We start from the raw sequence: 24,474 nt of genomic DNA on the forward strand, positions 1-24,474 counted from the left end.
ATTATATTATACCAAAAAAACACAGTTTTTACACCGTGTTTTCTTGTGTACATTCATCAAGTATGACTAAAGCAACTTCTTCATCTCATCAATCCGCGCTACTGTTGCATCATACTTAGCTTGGTAGTCGGCTTGTTTGTCGCGTTCTTTTTGGACGACTTCTGGTTTGGCGTTGGCTACGAAACGTTCGTTAGAGAGTTTCTTGCCAACCATATCCAGTTCTTTTTGCCATTTGGCTAGTTCTTTTTCGAGACGAGCTAGCTCTTCCTCGATATTGAGGAGGTCTGCCAGCGGCAGGTAGATTTCTGCTCCTGTGATGATGCTAGACATAACCAGCTCTGGCACAGCAAGGTCTGCTGCAATTTCCAAATGCTCAGGATTGGTGAAACGCTTGATGTAGTTGACATTATCCTTGAAGAAGGTTTCCAGCGCACTATCTGTCGTCTTAATCAAGATGGTAATCGGCTTGCTTGGCGCCACATTGACCTCAGCTCTGCTATTGCGCACCGAACGGATCAGGTCCTTGAGGGCTTCCACGCCAGCTGCAGCCTCGGCATTTTCAAACTCTGGACGAACCACTGGATAAGCCGCTGTCACAATGGTGCCTTCTGAGATTTGTCCAAAGATTTCCTCGGTCACGAAAGGCATGATTGGGTGAAGCAGGCGCAGGATTTGGTCCAGCGTGTAAAGGAGAACAGAACGTGTGATGACTTTCTCTTCTTCGTTGTCGCTATAAAGGACTTCCTTAGTCAATTCAACGTACCAGTCGGCAAATTCATCCCAAATGAAGTTGTAGAGAATGTGTCCAGCTACACCAAACTCAAACTTATCGAAGTTCTCAGTGACCTTGCCAATGGTCTCGTTGAGGTTGTGGAGAATCCAGCGGTCAGTGACATTGCCTGCCTGACCAGTCGCCACCTGAGCAACATTCTCACGCGCCGCATCCAGCGTCAAGCCTTCATTGTTCATGAGGATATAGCGGGAAATGTTCCAGATTTTGTTAATGAAGTTCCAAGAAGCATCCATCTTTTCATAGCTGAAGCGCACATCTTGTCCAGGGGCAGAGCCGTTTGACAGGAACCAACGCAGGACATCGGCACCGTATTTGTCAATGACATCCATTGGATCAATCCCATTTCCCAGTGACTTGGACATCTTACGTCCTTCCTCGTCACGGATAAGACCGTGGATGAGCACATTTTGGAATGGCTGACGACCAGTGAACTCCAGAGATTGGAAGATCATCCGAGATACCCAGAAGAAGATGATGTCGTAACCTGTTACCAAGGTTGAAGTTGGGAAGTAGCGTTTGAAGTCTTCTGATTCAACATCAGGCCAGCCCATGGTTGAGAATGGCCAAAGGGCAGAACTGAACCAAGTATCCAAGACGTCTTCGTCCTGAGTCCATCCGTCACCTTCTGGAGCCTCTTCACCAACATACATTTCACCCTCAGCATTGTACCAAGCAGGGATTTGGTGACCCCACCAGAGCTGACGAGAGATAACCCAGTCGTGGACATTTTCCATCCATTGGAGGAAGGTATCGTTGAAACGAGGTGGGTAGAATTCTACCTTGTCCTCTGTATCTTGGTTTGCAATAGCGTTCTTAGCCAATTGGTCCATCTTGACGAACCATTGCGTAGACAAGCGTGGCTCAACCACAACACCAGTCCGCTCTGAGTGACCAACACTGTGGACACGTTTTTCGATTTTAACCAGAGCACCAATTTCTTCCAACTTAGCGACGACTGCTTTACGAGCTTCAAAACGGTCCATGCCTGCAAATTCGAAGGCCAAGTCATTCATAGTTCCGTCGTCGTTCATCACGTTAACTTGTGGTAAGTTATGGCGTTGACCAACCAAGAAGTCATTTGGATCGTGAGCAGGCGTGATTTTCACGACACCCGTACCAAACTCAGGATCTGCGTGTTCATCGGCCACGATTGGAATTAGTTTATTAGCAATTGGAAGGACTACATTTTTACCAATCAAGTCCTTGTAGCGTGGGTCTTCTGGATTGACCGCAACGGCAACATCCCCAAACATCGTCTCAGGACGAGTAGTCGCTACTTCGAGGGCGCGTGAGCCATCTTCCAGCATGTAGTTCATGTGGTAGAAGGCACCTTCAACGTCCTTGTGAATAACCTCGATATCAGACAAGGCTGTGCGAGCTGCTGGGTCCCAGTTGATGATAAACTCACCACGGTAGATCCAGCCTTTCTTGTAAAGCTCGACAAAGACCTTGCGGACGGCTTTTGACAAACCTTCATCAAGGGTGAAACGCTCACGAGAATAGTCTACAGAGAGCCCCATCTTGCCCCATTGCTCCTTGATGGTCGCAGCGTATTCATCCTTCCATTCCCAGACCTTATCGAGAAATTTCTCACGACCGAGGTCATAGCGGGAAATGCCTTGCTCCCGCAAGCGCTCCTCGACTTTAGCCTGAGTGGCAATCCCAGCGTGGTCCATTCCGGGAAGCCAAAGGGTATCAAAGCCTTGCATGCGCTTCTGACGGATGATAATATCCTGCAAGGTCGTATCCCAAGCGTGACCAAGGTGAAGTTTACCAGTCACGTTTGGCGGTGGAATCACGATCGAATAAGGCTTAGCCTTTTGATCGCCTGAAGGCTTGAAAACATCAGCATCAAGCCATTTTTGATAACGCCCAGCCTCAACCTCGGCTGGATTGTATTTAGGTGAAAGTTCTTTAGACATGTGTGTGTCCTTTCTTTTTTACGACAGTTTATATTTGTTTAAAAACCAATAACTAAATCTTTTTTTTAATGGTTATATAAATGAATAGCTTTACACTTAAAGTAATCTAAAATAGTTTTAAAAGAACTGTTTGAAAACAATATGGAAACTCTTCTAAAACTATACTTCAAAAACTTATATTTTATCTTTTAAGTATTTATCCAAATAAGTAATCTCTTTTTTATACAAACTCTTTTTCCATAAGTTTTCCTTTTGTAAATCACTTATAACTTTTTCCCATTCTTCTTCCAATACCATCTCCTCCTGTTCTTCCAATACCATCTTCTCTAATTTTCTTGGATTTTTTTTAGCTAAAGACTTTTGAAAGCGACGAATATATTGATTTTTTCTAAGACTAGATGATTCACCTTCATTTTCAATTGCATTATTAATTTTCAACAGATACTCAAAAATATCAGCGTTTTCCACGCTCCGAATTTCTTCTATATATTGGTTTTTTACATCGTCTACACTAAAAATCAAGAATAATATTTCTAAAATAGATAACGCTCCACGAATAATAAATATGAATTTATCCTTATCAATATTTTCTAGAAAAGATATACGAGAGAGTGCTTCGATGGCATTTTCATTATAGCGTTGAATAATTACAAAAGATGGCAATAAATAAAAGATTAGAAAAATCATCGTAAGAAATGAATTTCCATTTCCCAAAGATAATCTCAGAGAATCTCTCAAAAAATAGAATAGGAAAAATGAAATTAAAAAGAGGATTAAACATATTAAGGGTATCCAACAGGCAATAATATCTCCATTTGCATCACGCCAATTGGGTTTAATAAACCAAATTATTGACAGCACAGTACCCAATGCTAAAGATATAAAAACAAACGTCTCAAAGAGTTTATATCTTACTTTTTTTCTGCTGGTACTCAATTCATAATCTAATAGTAATTCCAAATAAGAAATTAATTTTTCAATTAACTCCTTGGATGCTTTACCATTGTTCTTTAGTTCACTCTCAATCCTATTGACCAGTATCCAAATATGACCATCCTTTAAATAAATTGAATAACCACCAACCATTCCTATTCGCTTTCCTTTTGCATCCAATAATAACTTTAATTCATTCAATGATTTTTGAACATCCTCAAGTGAATACAAATCTTTTATAATTATCCTTAGGTTATTTCGATAATATAAGTGTTCCTCGCTCATATACTCTAAACTACGTGACTTATTATTGGAGACAAAAACTAAAATCGCACTTAATATAGCCCCTAAGCCTGCACCACTAAGCAGAGTAATAATCTGGCTTGCTTCCAATTTTTTTCACCTCACTTTTGAAAATCAATAAATCACAACTGTTCGAAATTTTCGAATGGTTCAACTACCATTTTTTACCTCCCACTCACTCTTCAGCAAGCCATATCTCAAATCATCACAGCGATTGCCTTGGGCATCTTTGCGGTCCCTTATGCGAGCTTCGAGGGTAAAGCCTAATTTTTCAGCGACTCGTTGACTTTGAAGGTTATAGCCAAAGCAGGACAATTCAATTTTATGTAGATTCAATTCTTTAAAAGCTAGGTCAATCAAGGCACGCGCTGCTTCTGGGACATAGCCTCGACCCCAATAGTCTGGATGCAAGATATAGCCGATTTCCAGCACATCATCTTCATGGCGATGGTTGAAATCAACAGAACCAATGACTGTGTCGGTCCCTTTGACAACAATTCCATAGCCCGCTGGGAGATTTTCCTTTTGATTGCGCTCAGGAAGGATATGCTCTAGGTAATAAATCTCATCTTCCAAGGTCTTGACGGGCGGAAAGCCTGCTGGATAGGAGACTTCTGGCCGACTGGCATAGTCAAAAATATCCACAACATCAGCCACGGTGCGGACTCGTAACACGAGCCGTTCTGTTTCGATTCGTTCTGGTAACTCAGCTCTTGTCATCCTTCTCCCTCACTTTCTACAAAAAATCGCCCCTGTCATCAATCTGACAGGGACGAATCAATATCCGCGGTACCACCCAATTTCGGGCAGTTGCCCGCAACTTTCGTCTTTGAAGTAAATACAAAGACACTTTTATTTCAATTTATTATCTCATCAGCAACCAGTCTTGACACATTTGTGGACTTCTCAGCACTGCCACTTTCTGTAAAATGCTTGACTCAAAACACCTCTGATGAACCTATTCTATCACCTTTCCAGCGAAAAATCAATAATTTCTCTCCCCCAAAAGTCCATCTGGCAGGTCGTGGAAGCCTTTGCCCGCCTGATAGTTGGCGAATTTCCCCAAAAGAAACTGATAAGCGTCTAAACGGCTCTCATAGCGAATGGCCGCTTCCTTTGCCCGCTCGTCCTGGTCCGCTTCATAGACTGCCTGACTCTCCTTGAGGGCCATCTCATTAATCATGACCTGGGTCTTGACCCAAGCTTCAAACTCCTGTAAAAAATCTTGTTCGTAACTCATTTTTCTCACTTTCTAACTGCAAATATTTAGTCCAAATCTCGGTAAAAATCACTGTCAATGTCACGGAAGGGCTGAATGTCCTGTACATACTCAAGCACTCCCTGAAATTCACCAGATTCATCCCGCACCGCTGCATAGGTCACATGAACAAACTTGCCCCTTGATTCCGACTTGAACCACATCTCAAACTTGTCCCGCTCTCCCTCGCGCAGAGCCTTGAATATCCGCCGCACCTTGTCCAAAAACTTGGGCGGGTGACAGAGCTCGACATTGCGCCCTATCTGGGACGGCGTCCGCTTGAAAATCATCTCGTCCGCCGGCACACCGTCATTATAATACTGGAAAATATCGTCCTTATTGACAAAGGTAATCTCCATGGGCAGATGATCCAAAATCAGATTGGCCTCCGCCACCGACAGATAGCCATGACCAAAAGGCTGCTGGGAGTCCCGATTAAAGGCTTGCTCCTTCTTTTCCTTGGGCTTAAAAGAAATAGTGACCTGACCATCCGGCGTATCAATGAACTGCTGAAACCTGCCATCACTCGTCTGCTCTCTACTGGCTGGCGCTTCGCTTACTTCATCAGCAGCATTCCCAGCTTCCTCCTCCGAGAATGAGTGGCGTGCAGGAATCCATTTCTCCGTCGGCTTGATAATGGCATAGCCATAAGCATCGCTCTCCTCAGCAATCTTGAGCCAGTCATCCTGATGAAAGGACTCGAGGAGTATCATGAGAAGGATAGACTCTTCCTTGAAAATCATAGCTTCAAACTCAGCTGCAAAAGTCTCAAACTTGTCCTTGACTTCTTGAATCGAAGTGTCTGGTAGCTGCTCAGCAGCAATCTTAGCCGCTTGGAAAAGGTCACGAATCTGGTCATCTACTCCCCACATGACCTTTGGCGGCGAATCGTGGCCGTAGCTCTCCATGATAGGAAACATGAGCTCTTCCTTACGCTGATAGTGGATATCAAACTGCCCCACCAAACCCAGCTGGCGCTGGAGTCCCTTGCAGATTTCTGGAAGAAGGTCCTCATCTTTAGTGCTTTCATAGGTAGATAGGAGCCTGCGAACCCGCATGAGGGCAGCCCGCAGCGCTAGATTTTCCTGCTTAAAAATTTGAACAGGATGGCCTGGATGGTCGGTATCAGCCACCTCCACATCCTGAATGGCACCTTTAAAGAGGTTGGCATGAACATTGCAGAGGGACATGACATCTTCAAAGGTCACTCCCGTATCCGAGTTCATCAGCTCATGCTCCATCAAGCTGATCTCAATAGCGGACACACCAGCAAAATGCTTGTTGAAAAGCTCCTGAACAGATTCTGCAGAAGCTCCGTTATGTAAATCCAGCAAGATAGACTTGAGGACCTCAATGCGTTCAGTAGCCATGCCTAAATCCCCACCACTTCATAGCCGTTTAATTCCAGAGTTTGCTTAATTTTATTCAGGTCAATGCCGTTCATACCAGCACCTTTTTTGATCGAAACCACGCGCCCTACTGTATTGCGCATGACAGGATTGGCTAGAGGCGTAAAGCCTAATTCTACCAGAACATCCAAAACCTCAGGCTGCTTCTCAATCACTTCTGCCACTGGGATAGACAAATCAATCACATTATCCATAGCTGCTCCCTCATCCTTATTTTTCTACAATTATACCATAAAAAATCTATCAGACCCAAAGCAAAAAAGTGTGATAATTTGCTCTTCTTACGCTTGTTCAAAAGAAATGGAATAGCACATTAAGATAGACATGATGACAGATTGTTTCAGTTTATTATTTCCTTAGACAACGATAAGAAAATATAAAGCACATTGCTTCGTCTTTTTTCCCTTTTATGATAAGCTAAGATTAGTGAATTGAGAGGGTTTTCGTATGTATCTTGCAGACTTAATGGAAAAGAGTGAAGCGGGGCAGTTTATTGTCCTATCTTATTTACAGCAGCATTCTACATCCAGTTTGAAGGACGTTATGTCTGAAACAGGCTTCTCGAAAGCAACCTTGACCAAGTACATTAGCCTGATTAACGACAAGGCAGCGGACCATCATGCAGCCTTATCCATCCAGCTTCAGGACGAAACGCTCAGTCTGTCTATAGGACCGGATACCAAGGGACGGGACATTCGCAGGCTCTTTTTGAGCAATGCTGTCAAATACCAGATTTTAACCCACCTGCTCTACCATCAGCAGTTTTTAGCCCATCAATTAGCCCAAGAGCTCATGATCAGTGAAGCAACCCTCGGCCGTCATATATCCGGTCTAAATCAGATTTTATCAGAGTTTGAGCTATCTATCCAAAACGGCCGCTTGAAAGGGCCTGAGCACCAAATCCGCTATTTTTATTTCTGCCTCTTTCGCAAGGTCTGGTCCAGCCAAGATTGGGAAAAAGAACTTCAAAAACCAGAAAGAAGGCAGGAAGTTGCCGTCTTAGAAGAACTCTGCGGAGCCCAGCTCTCTCAAGGACAGCGATTGGACTTGGCTCTTTGGGCACATATCACCCAACAGCGCCTAAGAGTCAATGCCTGTCAATTCCAAAACATTGAGCAGAAAATGCAGGGCTATTTTGACAATATCTTCTACCAGCGCTTGCATCGCCGGGCAAATGATTTCTTTGCCGGGCAGCACATCACCCTGAGTCTCGAAGATGGCGAAATGATGATTTTCTTTTCATTTCTGCTTTCCCATCGGATTTTACCCCTGCACACCATGGAATATATACTGGGCTTTGGCGGTGAAATTGCCAGCCTGATTACGCAACTCATTCAAGAGATGAAGGGCCAGGACTTGCTAGGTGACTACATTGAAGACCAAGTGACCTACGAACTCAGTCAGCTCTGCGCCCGCGTCTTTCTTTTCCGAGGCTACCTCTTGCAAGACAAATACAAGCATGACTTGGAACTTCGCCACCCATATTTATGGAGCGAATACGATTACCGACAAGTAGCAGACACTATTTTTAGCAAACTGCCTATTTTCCAGCGGGGAACATCTCTGGATAAAAAGGTTTTGTGGGAATGGCTCCAACTGATGGAGTACATTGCTGAAAACGACGGTCAAGTCATCAAGATAGGCATGGACTTGATAGATAGCTTCATAGTTGTTTCCAGGATGACGGCCATTTTAAGGCGGTATTTAGAGTACAATCGCTTTATTACGATTGAATCCTACGATCTTACCAGAAATTATGACCTCATCATCACCAACAATCCTATTCATCAGGCCCAGCAGGTTCCCATCTATTATTTAAAAAATGACTTGGATTTGGAAGATTTGGCTCAAATCCGTCACATGATATTTCATTAAGAAACTTGGAGAAATCCAGGTTTCTTTGTGATTTTCGCACAATCTCCTCAGATTTTTTTAAAATTTAAAAAAAGTTGATAAAAAAGAAAGCGTTTTATTTTATATACTAGTTACTGTAGAGGAAATCTCCTCAAGATTTTTACTAGGAGGACAGTTCATGTCACAAGAAAAATACATCATGGCCATCGACCAAGGAACAACTAGTTCACGCGCCATCATCTTTAATAAAAAAGGAGAAAAAGTTAGCTCCAGTCAAAAAGAATTTACTCAGATTTTCCCTCAAGCTGGATGGGTTGAGCACAATGCCAATGAAATTTGGAACTCTGTTCAGTCCGTTATCGCAGGTGCCTTCATCGAAAGTGGAGTCAAACCTAATCAAATCGAAGCCATCGGAATAACCAACCAGCGTGAAACAACTGTCGTTTGGGATAAAAATACTGGTCTTCCTATCTATAATGCTATCGTTTGGCAATCTCGTCAGACTGCTCCTCTGGCTGAACAGCTGAAAAGCCAAGGCTATGTGGAAAAATTCCATGAAAAGACTGGTTTGATTATTGACGCTTACTTCTCTGCTACCAAGGTTCGCTGGATTTTGGACCATGTAGAGGGAGCGCAAGAAAGAGCTGAAAAGGGCGAATTGCTCTTTGGTACTATTGATACCTGGCTGGTTTGGAAATTAACTGACGGCGCAGCTCACGTGACCGACTACTCAAATGCAGCTCGTACCATGCTCTATAACATCAAGGATCTCAAATGGGATGATGAGATTTTGGAAATCCTCAACATTCCAAAGGCTATGCTTCCAGAAGTTCGTTCTAACTCAGAAATTTATGGTAAGACTGCTCCATTCCATTTCTACGGTGGAGAAGTTCCAATCTCTGGTATGGCTGGTGACCAGCAGGCAGCTCTCTTTGGACAGCTAGCTTTTGAGCCTGGCATGGTCAAGAATACTTACGGAACTGGTTCCTTCATCATCATGAACACTGGTGAAGAGATGCAGCTGTCTGAAAACAACCTCTTGACAACCATTGGCTATGGAATTAATGGCAAGGTTTACTATGCTTTAGAAGGTTCTATCTTCATTGCCGGAAGTGCTATTCAATGGCTGCGTGACGGTCTTCGAATGGTTGAAAATTCACCAGAATCTGAAAAATATGCTCTCGATTCTCACAACAATGACGAAGTCTATGTCGTACCTGCCTTTACAGGTCTAGGCGCTCCGTATTGGGATCAAAATGCCCGTGGATCTGTCTTTGGCTTGACCCGCGGAACCAGCAAGGAAGACTTTATCAAGGCTACCCTGCAATCCATCGCTTACCAAGTACGAGACATCATTGACACTATGCAGGTGGATGCCAAGACTGCTATTCAGGTCCTCAAAGTCGATGGCGGTGCCGCTATGAACAACTTCCTCATGCAGTTCCAGGCTGACATTTTAGGAATCGATATTGCCCGTGCTAAAAACTTAGAAACAACTGCTCTCGGTGCAGCCTTCTTGGCAGGACTGTCAGTAGGCTACTGGAAAGACTTGGACGAACTCCGCACTCTCAATGAAACTGGAGAACTCTTTGAACCGTCTATGAATGAATCCCGCAAGGAACAACTCTACAAAGGATGGAAAAAAGCCGTTAAGGCAACTCAAGCCTTTGCAGAAATCGACGACTGATACTGATTTATTTTTGATAAAAAAGTCAGTAGAAGCAGGAAACGACTAAGTTAGAAAGTGTGTAATTATGGAATTTTCAAAGAAAACACGTGAATTATCGATAAAAAAAATGCAGGAACGCACCTTGGACCTCTTGATTATCGGTGGTGGGATTACCGGTGCTGGGGTAGCCTTGCAAGCGGCAGCTAGTGGACTGGAGACCGGTCTGATTGAAATGCAGGACTTTGCAGAAGGGACTTCTAGCCGTTCTACCAAATTGGTCCACGGAGGCCTTCGTTACCTTAAGCAATTCGATGTAGAAGTGGTCTCAGATACAGTTTCTGAGCGTGCTGTAGTTCAGCAAATTGCCCCTCATATTCCAAAACCAGATCCAATGCTGCTTCCTGTCTATGAAGAAGATGGCGCTACTTTCAGTCTCTTCCGCCTCAAAGTGGCTATGGACCTCTACGACCTCTTGGCTGGTGTTAACAACACTCCTGCTGCCAACAAGGTCTTGAGTAAGGAAGAAGTCCTAGAACGGGAACCTGAACTTAAGAAGGAAGGCTTAGTCGGCGGTGGTGTCTATCTTGACTTCCGCAACAACGACGCGCGCCTCGTGATTGAAAACATCAAACGCTCCAACCAAGACGGCGCCCTGATTGCCAACCATGTCAAAGCAGAAGGCTTCCTCTTTGACGAATCTGGAAAGATTACAGGCGTTGTTGCGCGTGACCTCTTGACGGATGAAGTCTTTGAAATCAAGGCTCGCTTGGTTATCAACACAACTGGACCTTGGAGCGACAAGGTTCGCAATCTGTCAAATGATGGTGAGCAATATTCTCAAATGCGTCCAACCAAGGGTGTTCACTTGGTAGTTGACTCTAGCAAGATCAAGGTTTCTCAGCCAGTTTACTTTGATACAGGCTTGGGAGACGGCCGGATGGTATTTGTTCTTCCACGTGAAAATAAAACCTACTTTGGTACGACTGACACTGACTACACTGGCGACCTAGAGCATCCAAAAGTAACACAAGAAGATGTGGATTACCTCTTGGGCATTGTCAACAATCGCTTCCCAGAAGCAAAGATCACAATTGACGATATCGAAAGCAGCTGGGCAGGTCTTCGTCCTCTCATTGCAGGAAACAGCGCTTCTGACTATAACGGCGGAAACAACGGTACCATTAGCGACGAAAGCTTCAATGCACTGATTGCGACCGTTGAGAGCTATCTGGCTAAAGAAAAATCCCGTGAAGATGTTGAAGCGGCTGTTACTCAACTCGAAAGCAGCACGTCTGAAAAACACTTGGATCCATCTGCTGTATCACGTGGCTCTAGTTTGGACCGTGATAACAATGGTCTCTTGACTCTTGCTGGTGGTAAGATTACAGACTTCCGTAAGATGGCTGAAGGCGCTATGGAGCGCGTGGTTGAAATCTTAAAAGCAGAATTCGACCGCAGCTTCAAGCTAATCAACTCGAAGACCTATCCTGTTTCAGGCGGAGAGCTCAATCCAGCAAATGTGGATTCCGAAATCGAAGCTTTTGCTCAACTTGGTGTATCACGCGGCTTAGACAGCAAAGAAGCCTTCTATCTTGCAAACCTCTACGGATCAAATGCTCCTAAAGTCTTTGCCCTCGCACACAGCATCGAACAAGCACCAGGTCTTAGCTTAGCCGATACCTTGTCACTGCATTATGCAATGCGTAACGAATTAGCACTCAGCCCAGTTGACTTCTTGCTTCGCCGGACAAACCACATGCTCTTTATGCGAGATGGTTTAGACGCTATTGTTGAGCCTGTTCTGGATGAAATGGGACGATTCTACGACTGGACAGAAGAAGAAAAAGCAGCTTATCGAAACGATGTTCAAGCTGCCCTTGCAAATAACGATTTAGAAGAATTAAAAAAATAGAAAGTACGAGAAGAGGCGGTAGGCAAAACAACTGTCTACCACCCCTTCTTTTAAATGGAGTAACATAGATGATGAAAGAAATATTTGGCGAATTTTTAGGAACACTGCTCTTGCTCCTTTTGGGAAATGGTGTAGTTGCAGGTGTAGTTCTTCCCAAAACTAAGAGCCACAATTCAGGTTGGATTGTGATTACCATGGGATGGGGGATTGCCGTTGCCATCGCTGCTTTTGTATCTGGCAACCTTGGCCCAGCCCATCTGAATCCTGCCCTAACTATCGGAGTAGCTCTGAAAGGTGATTTGCCTTGGGCATCTGTTCTTCCTTACATCCTTGCTCAGTTTGCAGGTGCTATGGTCGGACAGTTCCTCGTCTTCCTACAGTTCAAACCTCACTATTTGGCTGAAGAAAATCCAGCTAATGTTTTGGGGACATTCAGCACAGGCCCAGCTATCAAAGATACCTTCTCTAACCTGATTAGTGAAATCCTTGGAACCTTTGTTCTTGTACTGACTATCTTCGCTCTTGGATTTTATAAACTGCAAGCAGGCATTGGCACTTTTGCAGTCGGAACATTGATTGTCGGAATTGGTCTCTCACTTGGTGGAACAACTGGCTATGCCCTCAACCCAGCTCGTGACTTAGGACCTCGCATCATGCACAGTCTTCTTCCTATTCCAAACAAAGGTGATGGTGATTGGAGCTATGCTTGGATTCCAGTTATCGGACCAATTATTGGTGCCGTCCTTGCAGTCCTAGTCTTTGGTTTATTCTAATATAACCGATTACGATTGGAGAACACTTGACGAGTGTTCTCTTTTTTTGACTAATTGATTAGGTGGAGACTAACCTTCCTAGCTTATGCCTCCGATAAATCCATTGCAATTTTGACAAAAGAAAAGGCTTAGCTCCGTATCACAGAAAACTAAGTCCTTTTTTAAAGCTATTTTATCAACTTTTGTGAGTCCTTTCTGAACCCATACGAATGCTGTCTTTCTTGGACAATTTCACCACTGCCTCTGTTCGAGCGGTATGCGGAAACATATCAACCGACTGGATATAGTGAACATCGTAGACCTGACAGAGTTTGACCAAATCCCGAGCCAGAGTTGAGACATTGCAGGAAACGTAGACCATCTTCTCAGGTGCATAGCGGACAATTGTCTCCAGTAGCTTATCATCCAGACCTGTTCGCGGCGGATCGACAATCAAGGCATTCGCTCGATAGCCCTCAGCATACCAGCGAGGAATGATCTCCTCTGCCGTTCCAGCCTCGTAGAGTGTATTGTCAAAGCCCATCCTTTTCGCATTGCGCTTGGCGTCTTCAATGGCCTCAGGGATGATGTCCATGCCCCGCAAAGACTTGACCTTTTTAGCAAAGGCAAAGCCGATGGTCCCCACTCCGCAATAAGCATCAATCAAATGGTCTTCTTCCGATACATCCAGTGCCTTGACTGCCTCCCCATAAAGCACCTCTGTCTGTTCAGGGTTAAGTTGATAAAAAGCCCGAGGCGACAGAGAGAACTCATAGTCCAGCACACCTTCTTGGATAGCCTCCTTGCCCCAGATAATCTCTGTCTTATCCCCATAAATCTCACTGGATTTGCTCATATGATAATTGACTGCAACTGTCTCTAGCTCTGGAAATTCAGCCACTAGGTCTTGAACGACTGGAGAAAAGTCTAACTTGCGTCCCGTCACAAAAATCATCTGCACCTGACCTGTCTTTCTGGCTCTGCGAATCATGACCGTGCGTACTCCAGCTGTCTTTCTCTCATCATAGATAGGCAGCCTATACTTGCCTAAAAGACGAGCCACCTTATTGATGATCTGTTGTGTTACCTTGTCCTGAACCAGACAGTTTTTCAGAGAGACCAGATAGTGGGAATTCTGGGCATAGAGCCCTGCCTTTACCTCATCCTTAAACTTTCGAGTCTGAAACTGCAACTTGGCCCTATAATAGAGCGGCTCCTGCATACCGATGGTCGGACGAATCTCATAGTTCTCATAGCCAGCTGGCGCAAATTTTTTCAAAGCCTGACGCAGCAAATCTTCCTTAAACTCCAACTGCTTGTCATAGTGGAGGTGCATGATTTGACAGCCCCCACACCTATCATAAATCTCACAAGGCGCTTCCACCCGAAATTTCGACCGCTTGTTGATGGTCAAGAGCTTGGCCTCGATGAAATTACGCTGAACCCTGGTCACCTGACAGTAAACTTCCTCACCTTTCAAGGCCCCAGGCACAAAGACCAGCGTTTTCTTATAAAATCCAATCCCTTCCCCATTAATCCCCATTTTCTTAATTTTCAAAGGGATTCTTTGCTTCACTTTCACATTCATGCTTCTATTATACCACGCCGCCTCGCATTAGTTGAGAATATGTTACAATAAAAGTATGAAAGCAAAAAAAATATCCCTTCCACTAGTCCAGTTACCTGAGCAAATACGAACTTATCTAGAGGGAGCCACCCTTTACGACAGCTCCTCACATTCCGGAGCCAGTGTTTTCTATGCTGATACGGGCTATTATTTGAAAATCGATCAAAAAGGCCAGTTAGCCCAAGAAGCCACACTTGCCAAATGGTTTGAAGAGCAAGGGCTCGGTGTACCTGTCATCCACTACCTGACAGCAGATAAAGACTACCTGCTGACTAAAGAAGCCGAGGGCAAGGACGCCCTAGCCTTTCTCCAACAGCCAGAAGAACTTTGCCAAACAATGGCTGCTGCACTAAAAAAACTTCACAGCATCCAACCCCAGTATTTCCCAATTAAACATCGCCTCCAACTCTATAAAGGGCAAGCAGAGGAAAATTATCGGAAAGGCTGCTTTTATCAAAAAGCCTTGCTGCCTCAATTCCACATCCAAAGTCGAGAGGAAGCCTACCAGCTTATCCAAGAACAAGGACACTTGCTGACAGCGGACGCCTTGATTCACGGAGATGCCTGTTTACCTAATTTTATTCTGAAAGGCGCAACAACTTTCTCCTGCTTTATTGACCTTGGCCTCGCTGGATTTAGTGATAGACACATTGATCTTTACTGGGCAATCTGGTCTCTTACTTATAATTTATCTGAACCTCAATATGCAGAGCTCTTTCTTGACCACTATGGCAGGAAAGACATTAACACTGACAAACTACGCTTGATAGCTGCCTTTGAAGCATTTGGCTAAAAGAAAGGATTCTACCAAAATCTCTTATGAAAATCACAAAAATCGAAAAGAAAAAAAGACTCTACCTCTTGGAGTTGGACGACAGTGAAAAGTTCTATATCACAGAAGACACCATCGTTCGCTTCATGCTGTCTAAAGGAATGGAAATTACGGAGCAGGAGTTATTAGAAATTCAAGACTATGCCCAATTTTCCTACGGAAAAAATCTAGCCCTCTACCATCTCTCCTTCAAGCAAAGAACTGAAAAAGAAGTTAAAGACTACTTAACGCAGCACGACATTCAACCAGAAATCATCAGTCAGGTCTTGGACAATCTAAAAAAGGATAATTGGATTAATGATAGAAAATATGCTCATTCTTTTATCCAATCCAACCTTCTCACTGGTGACAAAGGCGCTTTTGTTCTAAAGCAAAAACTCAGTCAAAAAGGAATTTCTAGCACTATCATAAAGGAAGAATTGAGCCAGTTTGATTTTACTGAACTAACGGACAAGGTTGCCGAAAAGCTGCTCAAAAAATACCAGGGAAAACTACCCAGCAAGGCCTTACAAGATAAACTTCTTCAATCCTTGATAAACAAAGGTTTTTCCTATAGTCAAGCTAAAACCGCCTATCAGCATTTGGAAATCGAAGAAGACCAAGAAAACCAGCAAGATCTGCTCTATAAAGAGCTAGACAAGCAATACCGCAAGTACTCAAAAAAATACGACGGCTATGACTTAAAACAGCGTCTGACCCAAGCTCTAGCACGCAAAGGCTATGATTTCTCCGACATCGCTAGCGCCCTGAGAGAATATCTTTAAGATTTCCAATGAAAACTTATGCATTTCTATGAAAATATGTTACAATATAGAAGATGAACTTATAAATTGTAGAAAGTTGGTAAGTTATGAAACTTCCAAAAGAAGGCGACTTTATTACAATTCAAAGTTATAAGCATGATGGGAATCTTCACCGCACCTGGCGAGATACCATGGTACTAAAGACAACAGAAAACGCCATTATTGGCGTTAATGACCACACACTGGTAACAGAAAGTGATGGCCGACGTTGGGTAACTCGTGAACCAGCCATTGTCTATTTTCATAAAAAATACTGGTTTAATATCATTGCCATGATTCGAGACAATGGAACTTCATACTACTGCAACCTAGCCAGTCCTTACTATCTGGATAATGAAGCTCTAAAATACATTGACTATGATTTAGACGTCAAAGTCTTTGCTGATGGTGAAAAACGCCTGTTGGATGTAGAAGAATATGAACGCCACAAAAAACAGATGCACTATTCTGATGATTTGGATTTCATTCTCAAAGAAAATGTCAAAATCCTAGTTGATTGGATTAACAACGGAAGAGGTCCATTTTCAGATGCTTATGTCAATATTTGGTACAAACGTTATGTTGAACTAAAGAATCGATAAAGTTGTCAAAGAGCGCAAGCTCTTTTTCTTTTGTCCAATTCGGCCTCACTAGAGGTCAAATTCTTGCAATCTCAAGCGTTTTCGGGTATCATATAAGAAAATCCAGACTGTAAGAAAGGAGTCTCCCATGGCATTTACAAATACTCTCGGCCGATATGCCAGCTTTGGCATCATGACGAGCCTCCCTGAAGAAATTGTCGACTCATTCTGGTACATCATTGATAACAATCTCAAAGGGGTCTTTGAACTTCGCCCAGTCCTCAAGTTCGAAATCATCAATCGTCAAGGAAGAGTATCTCTACGATTCTCACAAAAAAACTTCAACACCATTATTTCATTTGACTTAAACTATCAATTTGACCCTTTCTTTCCCAGAAAAGTCTACATCGTTGATAATAAGGGCAAAGAAACCATTATGCTATCTGACGAATACTCTTTGATGTAGTAAATCATACTCAGCACATATAAAAACCTCTGAAAGCAACTATTCACTGCTATCAGAGGTTTTTGTTTTTAATATTACTCATCTCAAATGGAAAGTACATTCGAGCAGAATGATAGATGCAAAACACCCGAAACACTAGACTTTAAAATCAAACTAAACTTGATTAAATAATCAAATTCCTTGCATTCAAATAGGATTATATAAAGAGACAAGATCAGTAGTTCTAAAAGATTCTATCGCTAATTAAATCCAATGTAAACTAAGTCATAAATACTGTAAATACAGTTTTCTTGAAAAACAAAAAAGATAGAGCAGTACATCTATCTTCTATGTTATCTAGTCGGGAAGACAGGATTCGAACCTGCGACACCTTGGTCCCAAACCAAGTACTCTACCAAGCTGAGCTACTTCCCGGTGTTTAAACAATCTAAAAACGGAGCCCTAAGACTTCGCTTCCAAATGCACCCTAGAGGAGTCGAACCTCTAACCGCCTGATTCGTAGTCAGGTACTCTATCCAGTTGAGCTAAGGGTGCTCATCTTCTTCTACTGCCTCTTACAAGTCTATGCCGAGGACCGGAATCGAACGATTTTTTTGAAGTTTATTTTTTGAACCTAAAAATATCTTTTATTATCTAGTGCATAGGGTGCTTGTTCTTTGTCAGCTGACAGTATGACTTTCTATAATCTAAAAAGGTTGAGAAACTTGCTCTCAACCTTTTTAGATTATTTATTTGACTTCTAACAGGCCAATATCTCCATCCTCACGACGGTATATAACATTTGTGCTGCTGTCCTCAGCATCGGAATAGATAAAGAAATCATGTCCCAATAAATCCATCTGCAGAATCGCTTCTTCCAAGTCCATTGGCTTCAAATCTATGTGTTTTGAACGAACAACTTTTGACGGAATTTCTTCTGCTTCTTCAGCAAAGGAATCTGTGAAAAGCTGGCTTGTAGCAACCTTATTGCGATTCTTTCTTTCAATCTTGGTCTTATTTTTGCGGATTTGGCGCTCAATCTTATCTGTGACCAAATCAATTGATCCATACATGTCCTGAGAGATATCTTCTGCACGAAGAGTGATGGAGCCTAGCGGAATTGTTACTTCCACTTTCGCAGTCTTTTCACGGTAAACCTTGAGGTTCACACGCGCATCAAGTTCTTGCTCTGCTTGGAAATACTTCTCAATCTTCTCAAGTTTAGAAACTACGTAGTCACGGAGAGCATCTGTTACTTCTAGGTTTTCACCACGGATACTATATTTAAGCATATAAGTACCTTCTTTCTAAACATAAATGTTTTATTTATAATATCATTATAACGCTTTCATTCCTTTTTTGCAAATTTTTTCTTATCTTGCGATTGAAAATGTCAAAATTTCTTTCACTCCTGCTTCCAGCAAGATTTGCTTGGCTAATTGCAAAGTTTTTCCAGTCGTATAGATATCATCAACCAGCAAAATTTTATTCGGCAAATCAACTCCATTCTTAATTTTAAAAGCCTGCTGCGTCTGCAGACGCTCCTCACGTGTCTTGCTCGACTGTGCTAGAGTGTCTTTTTTCTCTAAGATATTTCTATATGACAAGTTTGCAGCATCTAAAATCCCCTGCACTTGATTAAATCCTCTCACTTGAAATTTTTCGTTACTCACTGGAATCGGAACAATGGTATGCTCTCTAAACATTTTGACTGCTTTTTTAGTTGCTTTTGCAAATACAAAACGCAATGCATAGTCTCTCTGAAACTTGTATTGACTGAAATAATTCTTCATTGCTTCATTATAGGTAAATAGTGACTGATGCTGAACTTGATTCCCCTCTCCCTCCCATTTTTGGCAATCTGTACATAAATCTGATTTCCCATTGCGAAAACAGCGTGGGCAACGCTCTTCAGATATGCTTTCAAAATTTTGATAACAAGTGGAGCAGCAGCTTGGTCCTTCTCCTTTTAATAGAAAAAGCTGTAAAAAACTGCCTTTCTCCTTAATTTGCCCTTTACATAAAAGACACTCTGTCATAATCCTGCCTCTTTATTCATATCTCTCATTTCTCGAATTGCCTTTTCCATAGCAAGGGTAGTTCCATCATGAAAAAATAGCAACTGTCCAGTCGGTCTATCCTTACTACGGCCAACTCGTCCTGAAATCTGTACCAGAGCACTACGACTGAACAATCGATGATTGGCTTCCAAGACAAAAACATCTACACCAGGAAAGGTTACTCCACGCTCTAAGATAGTCGTTGTCACCAAAATAGTAATCTCCTTGCGACGAAACTGTTCGACAATCTCCAGACGATTTTCTGTTGTGGAGGCGACAAAAGCCAGCTTTTCATCAGGCAGAGCTATCTGCAAAGCATGAGAAAAATCCTCTCCTCTTTGAATTTCTGCAGCAAATATCAAGAGAGGAAATTGAGTCTTTCTCTGTTTTTCTATATAGTTCAAAAGTTTAGGTGCTATTTTCTTCTTCTGAAGATGTTTTTGAAAATCGGATAACCAAATTTTCTGAGGGATAGTCAAGGGATTACCATGAAATCTTCTGGGAAGACTCAGGCGTTTCAACTCACCTTTTTGAACTCTTTTATCCAGTTCATCTGTGGAAGTGGCTGTCAGAAAAATAGTTGTAGCATCCTCTTTAACTGAACGCTCTACAGCGTGATACAGTATGGGATTATCCACATAAGGAAAGGCGTCTACCTCGTCCACAATCAACAAATCAAAAGCCCGATAAAATTTTAAGAGCTGGTGGGTGGTGGCAATTACCAAGGGGCTGCGAAAATAAGCTTCTGACTCCCCATGCAGAAGAGCTATTTCACAAGAAAAATCTTCTTTAAGGCGCCGATAAAGCTCTAAACAAACATCAATCCGCGGACTGGCCAAACAGACAGAACCTCCTCTATCAATAACCCTTGCAAGCACTTGGTAAATCATTTCTGTTTTTCCAGCGCCAGTAACAGCATGCACTAACGTATTCTGCCTTTTCTCCAGCGCATCAAGTAATCCTTTGGAAACCTTTCCTTGAAACTCTGTCAGTTGCCCCTGCCATTTAAGCACCTGATTCTTAGGAAAATCCTCTTGGGGAAAATAGTAGAGTTTTTGGTCACTCCGTACCTGACCCAAGATTAAGCATTCTCTGCAATAATAAGCTCCAACCGGCAGTTGATTTTCTCGTTCAATCAAGCTGTTGCAGCGTCCGCAGCAGAGCTTGCCTTTTTCTTCTCGGATACTGGGAATTTCTTTTGCTTGTGCTCGCAAGCTAGACTCTAACTGACTTTCTGTAAATATCCGTCCTAAACAATCTTGTAACTCTAACATACTTATTTATTCGTAATTTTTTGGCAAAATTCATCTTTTTTTTATAAAATATAGTTATGGAATTTAAGACAATTAAAGAAGATGGCATGGTTCAAGAGGAAATTAAAAAATCCCGCTTTATCTGCCATGTAAAAAGAGTTTACTCTGAGGAAGAGGCTCGCGCTTTTATAGCTGCTATAAAAAAAGAACATTACAAGGCCACTCATAACTGCTCTGCTTTTGTCATTGGGGAAAAGAGTGATATAAAGCGAACTAGCGATGATGGTGAGCCCAGTGGAACAGCCGGAGTTCCTATGCTGGGAGTCCTAGAAAAGCACAATTTGACCAATCTTTGCGTTGTGGTTACTCGCTATTTTGGCGGTATTAAACTCGGAGCCGGCGGTCTGATTCGAGCTTATGCCGGCAGTGTTACTCTGGCTATTAAGGAGATTGGACTGGTTGAGATAAAAGAACAGGCTGGCCTGCGCCTACAACTGTCTTACAGTCAATATCAGGATTTTACGAATTTTCTTAAGGTCCAAAACTTAGAAGAAACCGATACTATCTTTACAGAATTAGTTGATACAACCATTTATATTGACAAAAATATCAAAGAAATCACTAAGAGAAATTTAACAGAATTTTTCAACGGAAAAATAGAACTAACTGACTTAGGCTTGCGAGAAGTTGAAGTGCATGCTATACTAGATAAAGAAAATTAAAGGAGAAAATTATGGCATTTGGAAAATTAATGCAAGGATTAGCTGGAAATTTCAGCGAACAAAATGTTGATCAACTTTCAAAAGAATACGGACAATATTTACTTGAAGGTGAAGTTATCCAGAGTGGCTACACTCTGATTCGTGACTCTATCTTATTTACAAATATTCGTATTATTTTTACTGACAAGCAAGGAGCAACTGGCCGGAAGATGTCTGTGAAATCAATTTTTCTGATGAATATTGTGGACGTTGATATGGAAACTGCTGGAGCTGGTATTGATGATAGTGAAATTACAATCACTTATTTAGACAATGCCTTTTTAAAAGCCCACAACGAGTTCCCTAAGAAACATAAGTTCGAATTTCCTAAAAAGGCAGATATTGCACCCTTATATAAATATCTATTTGAATTAGCCTATAATAATCGTTTGAAAATTAATGGTTTAATCTAATATAAAAAAATCCTATCACTTTGATAGGATTTTTATATTTTACAAAGCGCTTGTTTCATTTTATACTAATTCTATTAAATTATATTGAGGTATGTATCCTATGTCACGTATTTATCAAAACATTACAGAACTAATTGGGCAAACTCCCATCGTCAAATTGAACAACTTGGTTCCAGAAGGAGCTGCTGAGGTTTATGTGAAGTTAGAGGCTTTCAATCCTGGTTCGTCTGTTAAAGACCGGATTGCTCTCAGCATGATTGAGGCGGCTGAACGCGATGGCCTTATTAAGCCTGGCGATACCATCGTTGAAGCAACCAGCGGAAATACTGGTATTGGCCTTTCATGGGTTGGAGCAGCCAAAGGCTACAAGGTTGTCATTGTTATGCCTGAAACCATGAGTGTGGAGCGCCGCAAGATTATCCAAGCTTATGGTGCTGAGTTGGTCTTGACTCCGGGTAGCGAAGGAATGAAAGGCGCTATTGCAAAAGCACAAGAAATCGCACAAGAACGTAATGGCTGGCTGCCACTGCAATTTAACAATCCGGCTAATCCAGAGGTACACGAACGAACAACAGGAGCAGAAATTATCGCTGCTTTCGGTGAAACTGGACTGGATGCTTTTGTAGGCGGTGTCGGAACTGGCGGAACCATTTCTGGTGTGTCTCATGCTCTCAAAAAAGTTAATCCAGACATCCAAATCTATGCAGTTGAAGCAGACGAATCTGCTATCCTTTCTGGTGAGAAGCCAGGCCCTCACAAAATCCAAGGACTTTCAGCTGGATTCATTCCAGAGACCTTAGATACAGAAGCCTACAACGGTATTGTCCGCGTAACTTCTGATCAAGCACTGGAATTTGGACGCTATATTGGCGGTCAGGAAGGCTTCTTAGTGGGAATTTCATCTGCTGCTGCTATTTTCGCAGCTATTGAAGTAGCGAAAAAACTAGGAGCTGGCAAGAAAGTCCTTGCTCTGGCACCTGATAACGGCGAACGCTACCTGTCTACCGCTCTCTATGAATTTGATGCTTAGTATTTTTTGAAAACATGTCCATTTCAATTCAGCACTCGGCTAGGAATTGAATGGCAATTCTATCTAACAAAAATATCCTGTTCTCTTATGGAACAGGATATTTTTTAAACTTTTTCTTCTTTTAAGAATTTTTTTGCCTCTTTGATCCAGATAGGCAGCTGTCTGCCTAAAGGCTCAAAACCAATTTTACAGCGGTCATTTGAAAAGCGGTGGCGTCTAGGGAGGCGGTGCTTTTCTTCTTCCAGGGTTCGCATGGACAGACTGGACTTCCCAGAAAATTCATCATAGTCCACAACCTGTACCAATACTTGCTGGCCGATCTTTACACTATCATGGATATTTTCAATATAACCCGGACGAATTTCTGAGATATGAATCAGGCCAATCGTTCCGTTTTCCAGCTCAACAAAAGCTCCATAAGGCTGAATCCCTGTGATTTTGCCTTTTAATTTATCACCGATTTTCATCAGTCTTCAACCTCAATCGTCTCAATCACAACATCTTCCACGGGCTTGTCCATAGCACCCGTCTCAACAGCTGCAATCTTGTCCAAAACGTGGTAGGACGCTTCATCAGCCAGCTGACCAAAGACAGTGTGGCGCCTATCCAAATGCGGTGTTCCTCCCTGACTGGCATAGACTTCAGCGATAGCTTCAGGCCAGCCGCCGCGGCTCAACTCCTTAGCCGAATAAGGTAGATTTTTATTTTGAACAATGAAAAATTGACTGCCGTTAGTATTCGGCCCAGCATTTGCCATGGAAAGAGCACCGCGAATATTGTACAATTCTGGTGAAAACTCATCTTCAAATTTCTCGCCATAAATAGACTGACCGTCCATACCAGTACCAGTAGGATCGCCACCCTGAATCATAAAGTCCTGAATAATGCGGTGGAAAATTACACCGTCATAATAACCATCTTTAGCAAGGGCAATAAAGTTAGCTACTGTTTTTGGTGCCTGTTCTAGAAACAGCTGAACTTTCATGTCTCCATGATTAGTCTTGATAGTCGCTTTTGGACCTTCTGCTGCTGCAAGTTCTACTTGTGGAAAATGTAATTCTTTTTCTACCATACCTAACTCCTCTAAGGCGGCAAAGATACCGTCTTCTTCTACTGTTTTTGTAATATAATCTGCTCTTTTTCGCAGTTCTTCATGGGAAACGCCCATGGCAATGCCAATTCCGGCATAGTCAAACAATTCCAGATCATTGAGTCCGTCGCCAAAAACCATGACATTTTCAGGTTTCAAGCCCAGATGCTCGACAACCTTGGAAACTCCGGCTGCCTTGGAACCTTCTGTCGGCACGACATCTGACGAATGAGGATGCCAGCGAACCAAACGCAGATGCTCCGCTAACGCCTCTGGCAACTGCAGGCCATCTCCTCTATCCTCAAAAGTCCAAAGCTGATAAATATCTTTGTCTAAATGAAAGTCTGGATTTACAGGCAAATCTGGATAAACCACATCAATGGCCTCTGAAATCAGAGAATTTCGATTGGACAAGGCTGCTCCATGGCTGCCGACCAAACCATAGTCAATCCCTTCCTCCTGAGCCCAAGCAATATAGGACACCACTCTATCGGAAGGGATAACCGTCTGAGAAATCACCTTCCCTTTGCTGTCTTCGACATAGGCTCCATTCAGCGTAACGAAAAAGTCTGGTTGCAAAGCTCTCAGCTCCGGCACGACACCAAACATTCCTCGACCAGACGCAATACCCGTCAAAATCCCTTTGGTTTTCAACTGCTTGAAAACTGTCTGGATAGAATCTGGGATAAAACCTGTATCCTTGACCCGAAGGGTATCATCTATATCGAAAAAGACAATTTTTATCTTTTTTGCCTTATACTTTAATTTCGCGTCCATATCTCCCCTTGTCCAATC

Annotated in this window: 23 protein-coding genes and 2 tRNA genes; 11 read left to right on the top strand and 14 right to left on the bottom strand. The window is 42.6% G+C overall.

From position 1 onward, the window contains the following. Positions 1–66: 66 nt before the first annotated feature. From SSV_RS08440 to SSV_RS08465, 6 genes are all read right to left on the bottom strand, one after another. Positions 67–2,715, bottom strand: coding sequence for a valine--tRNA ligase (locus tag SSV_RS08440; RefSeq protein ID WP_072074460.1), 2,649 nt, complete (start codon positions 2,713–2,715; stop codon positions 67–69). A gap of 174 nt (positions 2,716–2,889) precedes the next feature. Beyond that, complete coding sequence (locus SSV_RS08445; protein ID WP_072074461.1) at positions 2,890–4,041, bottom strand: hypothetical protein; 1,152 nt, start codon at positions 4,039–4,041, stop codon at positions 2,890–2,892. Positions 4,042–4,101: 60 nt separating this feature from the next. Continuing rightward, the gene (locus tag SSV_RS08450; RefSeq protein ID WP_072074462.1) at positions 4,102–4,671 is read right to left on the bottom strand and encodes a GNAT family N-acetyltransferase; all 570 of its coding nucleotides are present in this window, start codon (positions 4,669–4,671) and stop codon (positions 4,102–4,104) included. 265 nt (positions 4,672–4,936) lie between these two features. Further along, positions 4,937–5,191 carry a DUF1912 family protein gene (locus SSV_RS08455; protein ID WP_061595414.1) on the bottom strand — a complete coding sequence of 85 codons (255 nt, stop codon included), beginning with the start codon at positions 5,189–5,191 and terminating at the stop codon, positions 4,937–4,939. 26 nt (positions 5,192–5,217) lie between these two features. Beyond that, a complete protein-coding gene (locus SSV_RS08460) occupies positions 5,218–6,579 on the bottom strand; it encodes a DUF438 domain-containing protein (protein ID WP_072074463.1) in 1,362 nt (453 codons plus the stop codon). Between the two features lie 2 nt (positions 6,580–6,581). Further along, positions 6,582–6,812 (bottom strand): DUF1858 domain-containing protein, encoded by a 231-nt coding sequence (locus SSV_RS08465; RefSeq protein WP_002894544.1) that lies wholly within the window; start codon positions 6,810–6,812, stop codon positions 6,582–6,584. A 253-nt stretch (positions 6,813–7,065) separates the two neighbouring features. Here SSV_RS08465 and SSV_RS08470 point away from each other — a divergent pair, with 253 nt between their 5' ends. The 4 genes from SSV_RS08470 to SSV_RS08485 all read left to right on the top strand — a co-directional run bounded on the left by SSV_RS08470 (position 7,066) and on the right by SSV_RS08485 (position 12,826). Further along, positions 7,066–8,493, top strand: a complete 1,428-nt coding sequence (locus SSV_RS08470; RefSeq protein ID WP_072074464.1) for an AcpB/EbpR/MafR family transcriptional regulator — start codon at positions 7,066–7,068, stop codon at positions 8,491–8,493. 157 nt (positions 8,494–8,650) lie between these two features. Then, positions 8,651–10,159, top strand: coding sequence for a glycerol kinase GlpK (gene glpK, locus SSV_RS08475; protein ID WP_002931471.1), 1,509 nt, complete (start codon positions 8,651–8,653; stop codon positions 10,157–10,159). Between the two features lie 67 nt (positions 10,160–10,226). Next, entirely contained in the window at positions 10,227–12,053 is a 1,827-nt protein-coding gene (gene glpO, locus SSV_RS08480; RefSeq protein ID WP_072074465.1) for a type 1 glycerol-3-phosphate oxidase, read from the top strand. Between the two features lie 68 nt (positions 12,054–12,121). Then, a complete protein-coding gene (locus tag SSV_RS08485) occupies positions 12,122–12,826 on the top strand; it encodes an MIP/aquaporin family protein (protein ID WP_072074466.1) in 705 nt (234 codons plus the stop codon). A 175-nt stretch (positions 12,827–13,001) separates the two neighbouring features. On the opposite strand, the gene rlmD is transcribed toward SSV_RS08485, so the two are convergent. Beyond that, a complete protein-coding gene (gene rlmD / locus SSV_RS08490; protein ID WP_072074467.1) occupies positions 13,002–14,393 on the bottom strand; it encodes a 23S rRNA (uracil(1939)-C(5))-methyltransferase RlmD in 1,392 nt (463 codons plus the stop codon). A 55-nt stretch (positions 14,394–14,448) separates the two neighbouring features. On the opposite strand from rlmD, the gene SSV_RS08495 reads away from it, so the two are divergent. The 4 genes from SSV_RS08495 to SSV_RS08510 all read left to right on the top strand — a co-directional run bounded on the left by SSV_RS08495 (position 14,449) and on the right by SSV_RS08510 (position 17,093). Continuing rightward, complete coding sequence (locus tag SSV_RS08495) at positions 14,449–15,225, top strand: aminoglycoside 3'-phosphotransferase (RefSeq protein WP_072074468.1); 777 nt, start codon at positions 14,449–14,451, stop codon at positions 15,223–15,225. Between the two features lie 26 nt (positions 15,226–15,251). Next, positions 15,252–16,028, top strand: coding sequence for a recombination regulator RecX (recX, locus tag SSV_RS08500; protein WP_072074469.1), 777 nt, complete (start codon positions 15,252–15,254; stop codon positions 16,026–16,028). A gap of 86 nt (positions 16,029–16,114) precedes the next feature. Further along, entirely contained in the window at positions 16,115–16,648 is a 534-nt protein-coding gene (gene ntdP, locus SSV_RS08505) for a nucleoside tri-diphosphate phosphatase (protein WP_002896978.1), read from the top strand. Between the two features lie 127 nt (positions 16,649–16,775). Continuing rightward, complete coding sequence (locus tag SSV_RS08510) at positions 16,776–17,093, top strand: DUF960 domain-containing protein (protein ID WP_002899683.1); 318 nt, start codon at positions 16,776–16,778, stop codon at positions 17,091–17,093. A 340-nt stretch (positions 17,094–17,433) separates the two neighbouring features. On the opposite strand, the gene SSV_RS08515 is transcribed toward SSV_RS08510, so the two are convergent. From SSV_RS08515 to SSV_RS08535, 5 genes are all read right to left on the bottom strand, one after another. Further along, positions 17,434–17,507: transfer RNA gene (locus SSV_RS08515), tRNA-Pro, on the bottom strand. Positions 17,508–17,553: 46 nt separating this feature from the next. After that, positions 17,554–17,627: transfer RNA gene (locus SSV_RS08520), tRNA-Arg, on the bottom strand. A 194-nt stretch (positions 17,628–17,821) separates the two neighbouring features. Continuing rightward, positions 17,822–18,364 (bottom strand): ribosome hibernation-promoting factor, HPF/YfiA family, encoded by a 543-nt coding sequence (gene hpf / locus SSV_RS08525; protein WP_002893481.1) that lies wholly within the window; start codon positions 18,362–18,364, stop codon positions 17,822–17,824. A gap of 81 nt (positions 18,365–18,445) precedes the next feature. After that, complete coding sequence (locus SSV_RS08530; protein WP_072074470.1) at positions 18,446–19,111, bottom strand: ComF family protein; 666 nt, start codon at positions 19,109–19,111, stop codon at positions 18,446–18,448. After that, complete coding sequence (locus SSV_RS08535) at positions 19,108–20,406, bottom strand: ATP-dependent helicase ComFA (RefSeq protein WP_072074471.1); 1,299 nt, start codon at positions 20,404–20,406, stop codon at positions 19,108–19,110. The genes SSV_RS08530 and SSV_RS08535 overlap by 4 nt, the downstream gene beginning before the upstream one ends. A gap of 56 nt (positions 20,407–20,462) precedes the next feature. On the opposite strand from SSV_RS08535, the gene SSV_RS08540 reads away from it, so the two are divergent. The 3 genes from SSV_RS08540 to cysK all read left to right on the top strand — a co-directional run bounded on the left by SSV_RS08540 (position 20,463) and on the right by cysK (position 22,589). Then, a complete protein-coding gene (locus SSV_RS08540; protein ID WP_072074472.1) occupies positions 20,463–21,107 on the top strand; it encodes a YigZ family protein in 645 nt (214 codons plus the stop codon). A gap of 11 nt (positions 21,108–21,118) precedes the next feature. Further along, a complete protein-coding gene (locus SSV_RS08545) occupies positions 21,119–21,559 on the top strand; it encodes a PH domain-containing protein (RefSeq protein WP_002911311.1) in 441 nt (146 codons plus the stop codon). Between the two features lie 100 nt (positions 21,560–21,659). Then, entirely contained in the window at positions 21,660–22,589 is a 930-nt protein-coding gene (cysK, locus tag SSV_RS08550) for a cysteine synthase A (protein ID WP_002893488.1), read from the top strand. A gap of 104 nt (positions 22,590–22,693) precedes the next feature. Here the strand turns inward: cysK and SSV_RS08555 are convergent, their stop codons facing one another. Further along, the gene (locus SSV_RS08555; protein WP_002901252.1) at positions 22,694–23,056 is read right to left on the bottom strand and encodes a S1 RNA-binding domain-containing protein; all 363 of its coding nucleotides are present in this window, start codon (positions 23,054–23,056) and stop codon (positions 22,694–22,696) included. Then, entirely contained in the window at positions 23,056–24,456 is a 1,401-nt protein-coding gene (locus SSV_RS08560) for a bifunctional Cof-type HAD-IIB family hydrolase/peptidylprolyl isomerase (protein ID WP_072074473.1), read from the bottom strand. The genes SSV_RS08555 and SSV_RS08560 overlap by 1 nt, the downstream gene beginning before the upstream one ends. Between the last annotated feature and the right edge of the window lie 18 nt (positions 24,457–24,474).

Source organism: Streptococcus sanguinis (assembly GCF_001078705.1).
GTDB lineage: Bacteria > Bacillota > Bacilli > Lactobacillales > Streptococcaceae > Streptococcus > Streptococcus sanguinis_D.